Source organism: Rossellomorea sp. RS05, from assembly GCF_039822645.1.
Lineage (GTDB): Bacteria > Bacillota > Bacilli > Bacillales > Bacillaceae_B > Rossellomorea > Rossellomorea marisflavi_B.
The window spans coordinates 1,343,869-1,358,307 of record NZ_JBDKWY010000001.1; the positions used below are offsets into that span (position 1 = coordinate 1,343,869).

The window sequence follows — 14,439 nt, forward strand, 5'->3', positions numbered from 1 at the left end:
CCACTCGCCTTCACTACTTTCATTGAGTATAGATATTACCCATACTATACCGGACACGGGAAAATAAAGAAATAGAAAAGCCCGTATCCACTGGATACGGGCCATGCATTACCGGAATGTACTCTGTATGAACTTTGAGCGAATTGCCGGTATCCCCATCGTCCACCTGACCGCCCATTTCCTCAGGAAACTGCTTCCGAGAATGAGGTTAAGCAATCTGTAACGATTGGGAACAAGCATGAATAAGACAAGTCCTGCTATCAACCATTTCATCCATCCGTTCATCTTGATCCCTCCTGATGATAGTTTGGATGAATACGGTTGAACTTATGCTAGAACTTTTCATTTTCAAAAGAAAAATAACACCGGTAGCACGCCCGCAAGGAGACAGGAGAGGAAATTCACCATTTCATTGGTCATCCAGGGTATTCCCCCTGTGTGTACCGTAGCGGTGCCGCAATGTACCCGGGCTTCCGTTTCCAGCCCGCATTCAGGGCACACCGAGCGGGATTGGATCGTCCCTCCGATAACCGTATCAAAAACACTACCCAAAAAGCCTGCGGCTGCAATCACTCCCGCTTCCCCAATGGAGATGCCAGGAAAGAGGAGGAGAGAAGCTCCACCGATCAACAAGGCGCCCCCGGCTGATGCACCGGTACCGATGATGGTAACACCGCCTGAGGTTCCCCTCTCCACCTTCAATAAGGTGAGGAAGTGACGGGGCGTCTCTTTGGACAGGGGTCCGATTTCAGAAGCCCATGTATCGGAATTGGCAGCAGCGATGGATGCAGCGAATCCCAAGATCCACTTAGCATCACCCGTCCAGAGGGCCAGGATGGCAAATAGTGCCGGGACCCCACCGTTTGCCGCAACCTGCTCCCAATCCCGAGTTGACGACTTGGCCAGTTTTTCTTCTACACCCGCCTTCTCTTCTTTCCTGAAGGCAGAAAACAAAGAAGAAGTGATGAAGAAGAGGAATAAGAGCATCAGGCCTTGAATGCCGCTTCCGAGTACAATCAAGGAACCAACCAAGAAGGCCATCCCTGCGCCTGAGGCGGTTAGGAATTTCAACTTCCAGCCTGCCGCTGCTCCAGCCACGATCCCTATGAATGATAGGAAGGTTTCAATCCCCACAGTGGATGATCCCAGATTCTGTGATGATCTTTTGGACAGGGAGATCAAATGACTCCACGGGGACTTCCTCCACCAGCTGTTCGTCTACTGCCAGTGAAATGGTCGTCCCTTTGTATCCCGTCAGGATCCGGTCGTAATAGCCCCCGCCAAAACCGAGGCGATACCCTCCCGCGGTGAAGGCAAGTCCCGGGACGATCATCATATCAATTTGATCCAACGAGATTGGTTCAGCTTCTCCATTACGCGGTTCGTAAAGTCCATAGTAGACTTGTTCAAGTTCGCCGAAGTCGCTCAGGGCATAGAAATCCATCCCCCTCGTCTTAGGCAGGCATCTTGGCACCACCATCATCTTCCCTTCTTCCCATCCCCGCTTCACGATCCCCCATGTATCGATCTCAGGTGGTTTCGACACGGTGACGGCAATCACACGGCTGCCGGTCCAATCGCGGGAAGTAAACAGGTTCTGTTCGACCCTGTGCCCTTTTTGTTTCCCCGTGACGAATGGGATGTTCGCAAGCTTCTCAAGCTGTCTCTCCCTCATGATTTGCTTCATGGTCCCACTCCTTCCTGTATGTTGTACTTTCATTATATAGAATCGTGCGGGTTAGAACACCCATCTTATACAAGGTGCACATTGGCTCGGACAAAAAAAGAGACCGTATCCTTTAGGGATCCGGTCTCTTTCCTTACATTATTTTGTTTCACGGTGCAATGTAACACGCTTCAATTTCGGGCAGTATTTTTTTAGCTCAAGACGGTCTGGATTGTTACGCTTGTTCTTCGTTGTAATATAGTTACGCTCACCAGTTTCTGTGCAAGCTAAAGTAATGTTTACACGCATTATAATTTCCCTCCAAACATTAACATGTTCTTCTCATCATACGACTTTTCTATAATATCACTTTTCTGAGGGAAATGCTAGTCTGTTTTTCATTCTCTCATCCAAATTTATTACCTCTTCCTTCAAGGCCCCTTCGATTCCATAAACGCTCCCATTCTTCCGTTCGAATGGGTCCATGGAAAAGTCCAGCATGTAGACCATCATATTCTGGCCGTTGGTGATGGGGTAGTAGTACAAACTGCCTTCCTTCAGGGATTTCCTCCATAATTGCAGACCCTTCAAGTTCAAGGGATAGATGGTCTTTTTCACCGAATCCGCTGATGATACGATATTCGTCGCAGCGAGATTCCTCCCCCCATAATTCCAAAAGATGTCCTTTCCGAAGGATACGATCCCGATTGTATCTTCTTTGCAGGAGAGCCATTCCACCAAGAAGAACATCTTAAGCTTCCTGTGCTTATCCGTTGTATTATGCAGCCGGAACGAAAGGGATTCTCCCCATTCCTCACAATTCCCCTCAACCGACACCCCGATGCCGTTCACGACACTTTCCTTCCCCCTTTCAAGGGTACGGTTCTTACCGGAGTCCCATGCGATTCCCTGTATATGAAATGTCCGATTGTACTCATTCATATGCTTCGACACCTTTAGCCATATTTTTTATTTTTTCTCCATAGTATTCGGCCAGTTTCTTTGATTGTTGCTTTCGCTGGGCTTTTGAGTAAATGATGAATCCTCGTTCCGGGTCATTAATGATTTTAGTCCTGCCCCCGCCCTGATCCCTGAATACCACTTCCCCACTGCTCCAAAAAGAAGGGACCGTTTCCATCAATTTTGCGAACACGATCGGTTTTTTCTTTTTTGGACAGGAAACGCGTATTTTGGTCATGAACGGCTCTCCTTTCATGGACAGGTCACTGAGAAAAGGGGCGGCAATCGTCCCTGCCATAACATCTTCCCTGGCATGCTTATATTGATCGGGACTTCCGATATCCCGCCAGTATGCGTTCGTTCTGTAAGCAAACACCCTCTCATCGGAAGCAAGGAGCTCCGGGATCAAATCCTTGCTGAAGTCCACCTGTCCTTCCCGGTGATACTCATCCAGTAGGAGAGGATCCATCACATAGATGCCTGTATTGACTTCATCTCCGATCCAGTTTTTGGGCTTTTCCCTGAATTCAATCAGTCTTCCCATGCTATCTGTGTGACACACCCCGTATCCAGCTGGATCGTTGACCTCCTTGGTGACCATGGTCATACGGGCCTTTCTACGAAAGTGATACGAAATGACATCCTGAAGCTTGAGATCGGTAAAGGCATCGCCGCTCATGATCAGAATGGGTTCCTTGAACCTCACCCTGGCACGGAAGAGCCCGCCCGCTGTCCCAAGGGGAAACGGCTCCTCCAGGTACGTTATGCAGACACCGTGTCCGCGCCCATCTTGGAAGTGGGATCGAATCGTATCCGCTTTGTAGCAGGTGGTGATCACGATATCCCTTATTCCTTGAGACTTCAAGAGATCGATTGTGTACTCCAGTAGCGGCTTATTCAGGATTGGGACCATCGGTTTTGGTACCGTAAGGGTATATGGGCGCAGTCTTCGCCCTTCCCCCCCTGCAAGAATGACAGCCTTCATTGCGCACCACCTGCCACTTTCGCTTCCAATCTCACATCCTCATAAATCTGCCATGTCAATTTGGCAATTCGTTCCCAGCTGAACATGCTCTCTGCCAGCTTATGACCGTTTCTCCCCCACTCCTCGGCCTGTTGACGGTTTTCCATGACCCGCAGGATCTGACCATACAGATCATCAGCATCCTCCGGCTGGAATAAAAGCCCCGTCTGTTCATGCTTCACAATCGTTTTCAATCCTCCTGTGTTCGAGGCGATAACCATTTTCTTATTCGCCATGGCCTCAAGGGCTACGATTCCAAAAGGCTCATAGAGACTTGGGAAAAGAACGGCCCGGCACCCTCTCAAGTAGCGGTTTCGTTCTTCATCCGATATAAATCCTACGAAGTTGATCATACCCGACAGTCCGGCTTCCCCTACGCGAACCCTGTAATCATCGAGAAGCGGGCCCTTGCCTGCAATCACCACGGAAAAATCCCGCTCTTCCACCTTCATCCTGGCAGCTGTATGGATGATCGTTTCAAATCCCTTCTCACTGACCATCCTGCCAATCGCAAAGAAGTAGCCATCCTCGTTGGATGTTTCCGGTTCCGACCCATGATCGAGATCGACTCCATTCGGTATGACCGTGCACGCCTCCGCTGCCGGAAAGAGAGTTTTCACTTCCTCCTTCATGTGATCGCTGCAGACGATCACATGATCGGAATCCCTGGTCAGCCTCTCTTCTTCTTCATGGATTTTCCGCTGAAGATCGGTATGGATTCCGTGATTCCTCCCGTGTTCCGTCGCATGGATTGTTGTGATCAGCGGAAGGGCCCTGGTCGATTTGAGATGGCGTGCAGCCGTTCCGACGATCCAATCGTGAGCGTGCAGGAGGGTGATGTGTTCGTGCGTCATCAATTCCCCGGCATAGCGGATGAAAGCATGATTCAAATCGATGACCCACTTGAAGAAATCATCTTCATAAGGATGGAGAGGATGGACCCGGTGGATCTCCACTCCTTCGACTTTTTCATATGGAAGCATTCCCGGAGTGCGGGCTGTCAATACGTGGACGCCCCTCCCCTTTTTGGCAAAAGTGGTGGCAAGATCATGCACATGTCTTGAAAGCCCACCTACCACATTGGGCGGGTACTCCCAGGAAAGGATCAGGACAGAGCCCTGTTTCTCCTCCTTGCCTCCTTCCACAAGTAGTGTACCTGAGATATCTTCTACGCGTGGATACGGGATGAGGATCTCTCGTTGTTTGAAGAATGAGTGCTTTTCCACTTGGGTTTCAATGAAACGTCGGCACATCTCAAACTGATCAGGTTCGGCACCCCTCCCCTGCATCACTCTGTCGATGGTAGCCATCCACTCTCTCACAAGATGGATAAGAGGAAGATCTTCACCATACCCACGCAGATGAGCTTCGATGGTGGCTTCCATTCGATGCAGGAGCGGCAGCTGCCTGATGGCCTCGTCGGATAGAATCTGGTCATTCCGCTCCGACCCATTGTAACCGAACTCCACCCTCGCAAGGACAGATTCCGATGATTCATAATAGGACGGTATCTGTCTCATTTCCAGGGCACCATCCCCTTCATCTACAGGAATGAGATGCAATCCACGCGGGGTCCGGAGCATATCCCCCGATCCTTCTTTTTCACTATGATCGAATGAACGGCCTGAGATGAAGGAGGTGTGGATATGGTTTTTGACCAAGTACGTATCAATACCGGGAATATATGCGGCCTGAGGCATCCAGAACCAGGTGGCTTGATGGTCGAGGTATCGCTTCATCAAGCTGACACTCAATCGAATCTGGAAATCGATTGCCATGGATGTTCTGTAATGTGTAAGGGGCAGGGGATTGACCGTAGTGGGCACCACTGTCAGTCCGTCCTCCATCACAAGTTCCCGCCATACGTTGATAAGATTTCCATCATACATGCTCCACATCGTGAAGATCTGCTGCCATTTCCCGCTTTCTCCTTGTTCAAGAAGCTTTTTCTGGATCAGGCTGTCGGCTTCTGCCTTGAAGTCATCACTTGAACAGGTCGGGAAGACAATGGGGTTCACGACGACGAGGTTGCGATCTTTTGATGACAGAAGTGCTCCCGTTACCATCAGGATCGAGGTGATGCATTCCTCCCTCCCTTGTGGGGTGTTCCAACCCGATAGGATGGACTCATTGAATGCTGGATAGGTGATCTGCTTCATGACTTGACCTCCTTCACGTAGTATGAATAGGTGCTCACATGCTCAACCCAGTTCGGCGTGCGGATCCTGCCGGCTTCAAAATCGTGCAGGTCCTGCAGGCGATGATGTTCCTGGGTTTCTTCGGTCCTTGGCGTATGGATTACATTGGATCGTGTGAATGCCAGGAATGTTCCGTCTTCAAGCTTCCAGCCGATATCCATACAGTAGCTCCTGTTCTCCCTGAGGCCCGACACAAACCACCCATTTTCTTTGGCCGGTACATATGTATCAATGTGTGAGTGCTGGTTATGACCGTCAAATGCAATGGACGTCACATCATATAACCTTAATACGAAAGGATGATCCTCCCCTGACACTGATAATTGTTCACTTGTATGCTTGAGCCAGTTTTCAGGTATCATCCAGTAACAATAAATCCGGGTAAAGCTTGAGAACGTCATGATCAATTCTGCGGAAGGATGGGATTTCAATACAGGGCGCTGTTTCTTCGCCCTCACTCTGCCTACCCTTTTGGGAGTGGCGCTGCTTTTGTCAAAACCTGCTTCTGGCTGTACGACCGTGACGGTCTTTTGATATTTCACCCATTGATACTGTACTTTGCCGACGGTCATATCAAGTTCCTTGGCTATTTTCCTGAATGAAACTCCCTGCTCCCTCAATCTGATGATTTCTTCCAGCATATATTTCCCTCCTCAAGAAAGACGATTCACTTCTGTATGAACGTATCGAAATATTATGACAATTGTATAGAAATATCGTACCACTCAACTCAAATTCCTACAATAAACGCATTTTGTCGTATCCTAGCCGTTTCAGTCACAGTAGCATCTCCCCCACGAAAATTTATTGAAAAATCATCAAATCGGTTGGTTTCTGTATTGGTTCTCTTTCCCTCGAATCGTTTTCTTGACATAATATTGGGGATTTCTACAAATAGAACCAAATGATGATAGAGTTAGGAAGAAAACTATGCTATAAATAGAGAGAGTTACGCATAAGAGGTGATGAAAATGTTGTATGTTCTGCTGGGAATTTGGGGTGTATCCATTGTTCTCTTCCTCTCTTCCTTCCTTCAAAAAGATCCTTTGATCGCTGTCGAAAAGAGTGTCGAAGAACTTTCAATCAATATGTATCAAGAGCAATTAAAATTGAAAAAAAGAATCAAAGTGCTGGAAGAAGAGCTCATGATGGGAAGCCCATTACCGAGTCCTAAAAAAGCCATCAATGAAATCATTCGGAACCAGGTCATATCCCTTCATAAACAGGGCGTGCCTCCCGAGAAAATCGGGTCTCTATCCGATCTGTCCAAAGAAGATGTCCGTTCCATCATACAAGGGATTTCCTGATTATAAAGGGGAGGCCGGACCAACGTCCGGTCTCCCCTTTCGGTTTACATCTGGAATCGATCCACTAACCGCTGGAGGATCAGTACCTCTTCGTTCACCCGATCCGATTGATCATACATGGTGTCGATCAGGTTATGTTGCATCTGTATGGAAGAGTGGGTGTCTCTTGCCCCTTCATCGAATGTATGGCAGAGTTCTGAAAGCATGGAAACGGAAATGGCCATCTCATCCTTGTATTCATTCAACCGTTTCATTCCTGCAGAAATTCCCCCTATCCCCTCCCCCATACCCGTCACAAGGGCCGTTACCCTCTCAGCATCCTGGCCAACCTGCACTGTCAGTGTCTTTGCGATGCTCACTTCTTCAAATCCTGCGTCAAGACTTGCCGACACATTTTGTGTGATGTGTCGGACGCCTTTAATATCTCTATCCATTTCTGCCAATGATTCATGTATGTGATGAGAGAGCTGACGTATTTCCCCGGCAACGACCTGGAACCCCCGTCCTAACTCTCCCACCCTCGCTGCTTCTATGGATGCATTTAAGGAGAGAATGTCCGTACGGGTGGCTACTTCTTTTATAAAGTGGCTGAGACGGCTGATTGAATCCATCCGTACCTGTAGTTCCTTCATCAGGTTGGTTGTCTCTCCTATTTTCACATATACTTTTTCCATCTGTTCGGCATTTTTCATCATGGAGAGACCCGACTGACCGGTTATCGTTTGAATCGATAGAGATAGAGTCTTCAATGCATTGAATTCTTCTGCCACTAGTCCCATTCTGTTGCTGAATGTTCGGTAATGGCCGGAAAGGTCGGTTGTGGAAGCCGCTTGTTGGGTTGATCCAGCCGTTAGCCCTTCCATGGAGGTCGATACCCCCATGCTTGATTCCTTGATGCTATCAGCCAGATCTACCATCTTTTTGCTATTCCCCTGGACATTCCCCGTTCCCCGCTCGATTCCCTGTACAAGTCCTTTCAGTTCCTGTACCATCTTGCTGATTGATTCACCGAGAAGATGAATTTCATCTCTGCCATTAGTAGAGGGGACATTTTTCGTAAGATTGCCCGCTGCCACCGATTGGGTGATAGCCAATAATTCGTCTATGTCACGTTTCATTCTCGTTCCAGTTCTATGTATGATCCAATAGCTCAATATGGTTGTGAAGATGATCATCCCCACTGTTAGTGTCTGACTAAGTGTAATGAAGCGCTCAGCCTTTTTTACGATCACTGCTTGTTCACTGGAGGTTTCCTTTCTTATTGTTTCAAGGATCCGGTTGTTTTCTTGCCTCAGCCCTGAAATCTTTTCTCTAGCGGCGGTATAAATGCTCTCATCCAGCCTGACGACGGCTGGGGCGATTTCTTTTGAAAACATCTCATCAATCGCCTTATTATTCTTAATGAACGTTTCCATGGTTTTTTTGGTCTCTTCGTTAGAGGATAACATGATCCATTCCGCAGTTTGCGTTTGGAGTTGATTCCTTAACCTGCGATATTCCTTGAGGTCTTCTTCCTTCATAAAGGTAATATAATCCGCAATCCGGATATCTTTCTCGTTCACCATTCGGGAAAGATCCGTGACTCCGACAGAACGTTGCCCCTTCTCTGTTACAACAAGAAGGTCGGAATGGATATTATAAATGGTCACAAGGCAGACCCCCACACACAGCAGAAATAACAGGGAGTTGGTCAACATGGTGAAGAGAAGCTTTCGCATGATTGAATGTCCAGGTTTCATTACGGTCATTTGTCCTCCTTCTTTTCTGGTTCCTCCTTCCACTATGGGTCAAATATCCCACAAACGCTATAGGCTTGAAGCAAACTTAACGGCACCTTAACGTTTCTTTACAAATAAAAAAATCCAGACCTTTCAGTCCGGATGTCCAATCAATTATTGAGGTCAAAACGCTCCCCAGTCACGAGGAAAATGACATTTTCACAAATATTCGTTACGTGGTCCCCCACCCTTTCAATATACCGGCAGGTGAAGGCAAGCTGCGTGATCTGGCTGATTTCATTTGGGTAGTTTGGAATATAGGTCATGAGCTCGGTTACAAGCTTGCCATACATCTCATCCACCTCATCATCGCGATCAGCTACTTTCTTTGCCAATGCTGCATCTTCTTCCCTGAACGCTTCAAGCGCCCCTTCCAGCATTTCTTCGGCGATACCGAGCATCTTCGGGATTTCTTCTATCGGTTTGATCAATTTTTGATCACCGATATGGAGCGTCGATTTGGCAATATTCGTGGCCAAATCACCGATGCGTTCAATCTCAGAAGAAATCCTCAGTGCAGAGATGATCTTCCTCAGATCAGTTGCCACCGGAGATTCTTTTGCAATCAATAGGATGGCTTGCTGATTGATGCTGTTATCCATGCGGTTGATTTCTTTATCGTGCGCGATGATTTCCTTGGCCTTCTCGATATCCTGCGTTTTCAATGCCTCGATTGACGCATGGAGGGACTGGCTTGCCTCAGCAGCCATGGCGAATAATTTATCCTTCAATTCCTTGAGGTTCAAATCAAAATTACTTCTGCTTACCATCTATGGAACACCCCTTTTGTCAGATTGATGTCACGCTTACCCAAATCGTCCTGAAACATAATCCTCTGTTCGCTTATCTTCGGGATTGGAGAATATCTTATCCGTCTCATCTAGTTCAATAAGATCTCCAAGAAGGAAGAAAGCCGTTTTATCAGACACCCTGGCAGCCTGCTGCATGTTGTGGGTGACAATGACAATGGTGTATTTCTTCTTGAGTTCAGATATGAGCTCCTCAATCTTGACCGTTGAAATCGGATCAAGGGCCGACGTCGGTTCATCCATGAGGAGGATCTCAGGTTTTGTCGCAAGCGCCCTTGCGATGCAGAGCCTTTGCTGTTGACCACCGGATAGCCCCATGGCCGGAGCATCCAACCGGTCCTTTACTTCGTCCCAGAGTGCGACATTTTTCAACGTCGTTTCCACAATTTCATCAAGCTCCGCCTTCTTTTTCACCCCGTGGACCTTGGGGCCGAAAGTGATGTTGTTATAGATGCTTTGAGGAAATGGATTCCCTTTCTGGAAGACCATCCCCACCTTTTTGCGAAGGTCGACAAGGTCGACTTTGTCTGACAGGATGTTCACACCGTCGTAATTGATCTCCCCTGACATCTTGATGCCTGGGACCGACTGATTCATCAGATTCAACGTCTTGATGAATGTCGATTTTCCGCACCCCGACGGTCCGATGATCGCTGTTACATCTTGATCATAAATCGGGAAGGTGATATTTTTCAGTGCGTGGTTCTTCCCGTACCACAGGTTCAGATCGTTGATGTCAAATGCCGTCTTGGCAGCTGTTGCAAAAGCCATATGAAACCCCTCCATCCAGATTAATTCTTTTGGATCTCTCGTCCCTTAACTGAAACGACCGGAAATGTATTCTTCCGTCCTTTTCTCTGAAGGATTGGTGAAAATTTTCTCGGTTTGATCGAATTCAATCAGGTCTCCATTGTAGAAGAAAGCTGTTTTGTCCGACACACGTGACGCCTGCCCCATGTTATGGGTGACGATTACGATGGAATAATCCTTCTTCAAGTCGGCTATCAATTCTTCGATCTTGGCGTTTGAGATCGGATCAAGCGCCGAGCATGGTTCATCTAAAAGCATGACCGTTGGCTTCATGGCGATGGTCCTCGCGATGCAGAGACGTTGTTGCTGTCCTCCTGAGAGAGCGTGTGCCGATGTGTGAAGGCGGTCCTTTACTTCATCCCAGAGAGCGGCCTTGGTCAAGCTTTCCTCTACGATTTCTTCCAGTACAGCTTTCTTTTTGATGCCAGAGAAAGTCAGGCCGTGGGTAATGTTTTCATAAATCGATTTATTGAATGGATTCGGCTTCTGGAATACCATACCGATTTCTTTGCGAAGGGCTACGACGTCAATATTCTTATCAAGTAGATTGACATCTTCATACATGATTTTGCCTTCCGCCCTTGCAATCGGGACAAGATCGTTCATTCTGTTGATGGTGCGCAGAAACGTCGATTTCCCGCATCCAGAAGGGCCAATCAGTGCCGTGACAGCATTTTTCTCGATTTTCATGTTGATGTCTTTGACGGCATGGTTGTCACCGTAGAAAAAGTCAAGATTTTGAACGTCCAAAATCGTATCATTTCCAGGGTTGAAGGTTTTTCCAACGGGTCTAGCTTGCATTTCAATCGTCATATCATTCCCACCTTCGCTTATTTAGTCGCCGTTATTTTTTTATGAATATAGCTTCCAAGGATCCTTGCGCCGAGATTGAAGATCAGAACGACAATAATCAGGACTGCCGATGCGCCTGCTGCTTTTTCTGCTACGTCAGGAATGATTCCCTGTGTATTGATGGACCAGATGTGGACGGCGAGTGTTTCTGCCGGCCTGAAAATATTCAGTGGAGAAGTCGGCGACAATGGATTCAAGTCTCCATAATTCAGTCGCGGCGTCGATAATCCGGCTGTAAATAACAGGGCCGCCGCTTCACCGAATACGCGTCCCGATGCCAAGATCGCACCCGTCAGGATCGATGGGAACGCACCCGGGATCATGACGGTCTTGATTGTATGCCAGTTCGTGATACCAAGTGCCAGGCTTGCTTCTTTCAGTTCACGCGGAACGCCACGGATGGCATCCTCACTTACCCTTACCATGACAGGCAGGTTGAAAACGGTCAGAGCCAGGGCACCCCCGATGATGGTGTACCCCCATCCGGTGATATTCACGAATACCAATAGACCGAACATCCCTATGACGATGGATGGGAGCGATGCAAGTACTTCAATACATGAACGGATGGTGTTGGTGATCTTACCCGGTTTTGCATATTCAGCCATGTAGATCCCACCGCCTACTCCGAGGGGGACGGTGATCAACATCGTGATGAACAGGATGTAAACGGAATTGAATAGCTGATCACGGATCCCACTCCCTTCACGTACTGTGCTTGATGGTGTCGTGAGGAAGTCCCATGTGATATACGGGACACCCTTGGCAAGGATATAGGCGAATAGGGCAACCAGCAGGGCAATGATGAGTGCTGCAATTCCGACGAATACGCCGGTTGCCAGTTTATCTGCTTGTTTGCTGTTCATTAGATTTTCCTCCTTGAAGAGAGATAACGGATCAATAGGATAAATAGGAAGGACATGATCAGAAGGATTAGTCCCAGGGACCATAGCGTATTGTTCTCTACGCTTCCGTAAGTGGTATGTCCCATATTCAGCGTAATGATCGTCGTCAATGTCGCAGAGGCATCCAGAAGGCTGGATGGCAGATCACGTGTATTACCGATGACCATCTGCACGGCAAGAGCTTCACCGAACGCCCTGGCCATACCGAGTACCACCGCTGTCAAAAGCGTCGGCAACGCTGCAGGGATCAAGACCTTCCTGATCGTCTGCCAGCGCGTCGCACCGAGGGCATATGAACCTTCACGAAGGTTTTTAGGCAGTGAGCTCATGGCATCTGTTGCGATGGTCGTAATCGTAGGCAGGATCATGATGGCAAGGACGATGGTCCCTGCCAATAATGAGAATCCCATGCCAGAGAAGGTTCCCCTGATGAATGGGACCAATACTGTAAGCCCTATAAATCCATAAACGACGGAAGGAATCCCGACGAGGAGCTCCACGATCGGCTGCATGATCTTGCGCCCCCATGATGGGGCTATATCCGTCATGAAGATGGCGGCACCTATTCCGAGTGGCGCGGCCACAATGGCGGCCAAGATCGTGACAGCGAATGATCCGAAGATGAACGGAAAGGCTCCGTATAAAGGATTTTCCCCTGTGGGATTCCATTTTGTACTGGTTAAGAACTCAATGGGGCTTACACCATTTTTTATGAATGATTGCAACCCTTTTGTGGTTAAGAAAATCGTGATGGAGATGGTTGCCACAATCATGATGACGGCACTGAGTGTGACAAGAAATTTCCCTTTGAATTCCCCGCTCATCCAAGATCGGTTATTCTTCAGTAGCCTTTTAGAGGCCGGCAGTTGCTTTTCTGACATCATCGTTAAACACCCCTAGTTACGAGATAATAGGGTAAATGCCTATGCATTTACCCTATCAGTTTCATGCATTACTTCTTGGTGACTTTACCTTCTGCATCGCGCTCAATCTTCATGTCGGCAGAGGAGATATACCCTTGATCTTTGACTAGACCGCCTTGGACATCGTCGCCCATCATATAATCAAGGAATGTTTTTGCCAGACCATCAGGCTCTCCCTTTGTATACGAATGCTCGTAAGCCCAGATCGGGAAGTCGCCTTTTTGTACGTTTTCATCAGTCGGTTCTACACCATCTACTGAAAGTGCTTGTACCTTGTCATCCGTGAAGTAAGAGAATGCCATGTAACCGATGGCTCCGTCCGTCTCACTGATGATTTTCTTGACGGTATTTGTGGAGTCCTCTGTGATTCCTTCAGCAGGGTTTTCTCCATCAAGTGCATATTTTACAAAAGTGGCACGGGTACCTGAAGAATCAGGACGGTTGACGAGGGTGATCTTCTGATCTTTGCCGCCAAGCTCTTTCCAGTTCTTGATTTCTCCCGTGAATACTTTCTTCAAGTCTTCTTTAGAAATGTCTTTGACTCCAACGTTTGGATTCACCGCAGCCGTCATTCCAACTACAGCGACTTTATGATCAACGAGTTCGTCGGCTGGAATTCCTTCTTTTTCTTCGGCGAACACATCGGAGTTACCGATTTGGACTGAACCTTCTGCTACCTGGGATAGTCCTGTTCCAGATCCACCGGCATTCACTTGGATATCGGCTTCTGGATTTTCAGCCATGAATTCTTCAGCTGCTGCTGCAACTAGTGGTTGCATGGCAGAAGAACCTGAAATGACGATGGAACCTGATGCTTTTTCATCACTTTTTCCTTCGTCGGTGCTGCTTCCATTTCCGCACGCCGCCGAGAATGTGACAGCTGCTGCTAGTACTGTAAGCAGTCCTACTTTCTTGAAGTTCTTCATTCGTTGATTCCCCCTAGAATATTGGTTGTTTTGTCCTACATGAATTAGATTAAGGGATAAGTGTTAATGGGGTTTTAACCGATTGTAAAGCTTTTGTAAATCGTGTATGTTCCTGATGTTATAAGCATCGGAGATCGCCATGATACGGGATAGTGATCTCCCGACTATTGTACGGAGGATATTTTTTTCTAGGAATATCACCTCATTCCTCCACATAGCATAGTCCCTATTACCTTGTAGGGTCTCCCATCCTCCAACTTGAATTAGCTTCTTTTCTGTTC

The 14,439-nt window shown here is 47.7% G+C and carries 16 protein-coding genes; 1 reads left to right on the forward strand and 15 read right to left on the reverse strand.

The window, feature by feature from the left end:
• Nucleotides 1–108: 108 nt before the first annotated feature.
• The 8 genes from ABJ225_RS07020 to ABJ225_RS07055 all read right to left on the reverse strand — a co-directional run bounded on the left by ABJ225_RS07020 (nucleotide 109) and on the right by ABJ225_RS07055 (nucleotide 6,489).
• Nucleotides 109–285, reverse strand: a complete 177-nt coding sequence (locus ABJ225_RS07020; protein ID WP_162838943.1) for a hypothetical protein — start codon at nucleotides 283–285, stop codon at nucleotides 109–111.
• A gap of 63 nt (nucleotides 286–348) precedes the next feature.
• Entirely contained in the window at nucleotides 349–1,134 is a 786-nt protein-coding gene (locus ABJ225_RS07025) for a DUF92 domain-containing protein (protein ID WP_347319144.1), read from the reverse strand.
• Entirely contained in the window at nucleotides 1,124–1,687 is a 564-nt protein-coding gene (locus ABJ225_RS07030; protein WP_286188246.1) for a 5-formyltetrahydrofolate cyclo-ligase, read from the reverse strand. Before ABJ225_RS07030 ends, ABJ225_RS07025 begins: the two co-directional genes overlap by 11 nt.
• Nucleotides 1,688–1,825: 138 nt before the next feature.
• Nucleotides 1,826–1,975: a 50S ribosomal protein L33 gene (gene rpmG / locus ABJ225_RS07035; protein ID WP_064091498.1), complete on the reverse strand. Its 150-nt coding sequence runs from the start codon at nucleotides 1,973–1,975 to the stop codon at nucleotides 1,826–1,828.
• A gap of 57 nt (nucleotides 1,976–2,032) precedes the next feature.
• The gene (locus ABJ225_RS07040) at nucleotides 2,033–2,608 is read right to left on the reverse strand and encodes a hypothetical protein (protein ID WP_218246205.1); all 576 of its coding nucleotides are present in this window, start codon (nucleotides 2,606–2,608) and stop codon (nucleotides 2,033–2,035) included.
• Nucleotides 2,601–3,611: a nucleotidyltransferase family protein gene (locus ABJ225_RS07045; protein WP_218246206.1), complete on the reverse strand. Its 1,011-nt coding sequence runs from the start codon at nucleotides 3,609–3,611 to the stop codon at nucleotides 2,601–2,603. Before ABJ225_RS07045 ends, ABJ225_RS07040 begins: the two co-directional genes overlap by 8 nt.
• Nucleotides 3,608–5,809 carry a glycosyltransferase gene (locus ABJ225_RS07050; RefSeq protein ID WP_347319147.1) on the reverse strand — a complete coding sequence of 734 codons (2,202 nt, stop codon included), beginning with the start codon at nucleotides 5,807–5,809 and terminating at the stop codon, nucleotides 3,608–3,610. Before ABJ225_RS07050 ends, ABJ225_RS07045 begins: the two co-directional genes overlap by 4 nt.
• The gene (locus ABJ225_RS07055; RefSeq protein WP_347319149.1) at nucleotides 5,806–6,489 is read right to left on the reverse strand and encodes a DUF4912 domain-containing protein; all 684 of its coding nucleotides are present in this window, start codon (nucleotides 6,487–6,489) and stop codon (nucleotides 5,806–5,808) included. Before ABJ225_RS07055 ends, ABJ225_RS07050 begins: the two co-directional genes overlap by 4 nt.
• 330 nt (nucleotides 6,490–6,819) lie before the next feature.
• Between ABJ225_RS07055 and ABJ225_RS07060 the strand changes: the two genes are divergently transcribed.
• Nucleotides 6,820–7,155 (forward strand): hypothetical protein, encoded by a 336-nt coding sequence (locus ABJ225_RS07060; RefSeq protein WP_056535335.1) that lies wholly within the window; start codon nucleotides 6,820–6,822, stop codon nucleotides 7,153–7,155.
• Nucleotides 7,156–7,199: 44 nt separating this feature from the next.
• On the opposite strand, the gene ABJ225_RS07065 is transcribed toward ABJ225_RS07060, so the two are convergent.
• The 7 genes from ABJ225_RS07065 to ABJ225_RS07095 all read right to left on the reverse strand — a co-directional run bounded on the left by ABJ225_RS07065 (nucleotide 7,200) and on the right by ABJ225_RS07095 (nucleotide 14,158).
• The gene (locus ABJ225_RS07065) at nucleotides 7,200–8,873 is read right to left on the reverse strand and encodes a methyl-accepting chemotaxis protein (protein WP_347319151.1); all 1,674 of its coding nucleotides are present in this window, start codon (nucleotides 8,871–8,873) and stop codon (nucleotides 7,200–7,202) included.
• 170 nt (nucleotides 8,874–9,043) lie between these two features.
• Entirely contained in the window at nucleotides 9,044–9,703 is a 660-nt protein-coding gene (gene phoU, locus ABJ225_RS07070; protein ID WP_079516394.1) for a phosphate signaling complex protein PhoU, read from the reverse strand.
• A 36-nt stretch (nucleotides 9,704–9,739) separates the two neighbouring features.
• Nucleotides 9,740–10,513, reverse strand: coding sequence for a phosphate ABC transporter ATP-binding protein PstB (pstB, locus tag ABJ225_RS07075; RefSeq protein WP_218246210.1), 774 nt, complete (start codon nucleotides 10,511–10,513; stop codon nucleotides 9,740–9,742).
• Nucleotides 10,514–10,558: 45 nt separating this feature from the next.
• Nucleotides 10,559–11,365, reverse strand: coding sequence for a phosphate ABC transporter ATP-binding protein PstB (pstB, locus tag ABJ225_RS07080; RefSeq protein WP_056535329.1), 807 nt, complete (start codon nucleotides 11,363–11,365; stop codon nucleotides 10,559–10,561).
• Nucleotides 11,366–11,382: 17 nt separating this feature from the next.
• The gene (gene pstA / locus ABJ225_RS07085; protein ID WP_218246211.1) at nucleotides 11,383–12,270 is read right to left on the reverse strand and encodes a phosphate ABC transporter permease PstA; all 888 of its coding nucleotides are present in this window, start codon (nucleotides 12,268–12,270) and stop codon (nucleotides 11,383–11,385) included.
• Complete coding sequence (pstC, locus tag ABJ225_RS07090; protein ID WP_481900608.1) at nucleotides 12,270–13,133, reverse strand: phosphate ABC transporter permease subunit PstC; 864 nt, start codon at nucleotides 13,131–13,133, stop codon at nucleotides 12,270–12,272. The genes pstA and pstC overlap by 1 nt, the downstream gene beginning before the upstream one ends.
• 128 nt (nucleotides 13,134–13,261) lie before the next feature.
• Complete coding sequence (locus tag ABJ225_RS07095; protein WP_347319155.1) at nucleotides 13,262–14,158, reverse strand: phosphate ABC transporter substrate-binding protein; 897 nt, start codon at nucleotides 14,156–14,158, stop codon at nucleotides 13,262–13,264.
• Nucleotides 14,159–14,439: the final 281 nt, after the last annotated feature.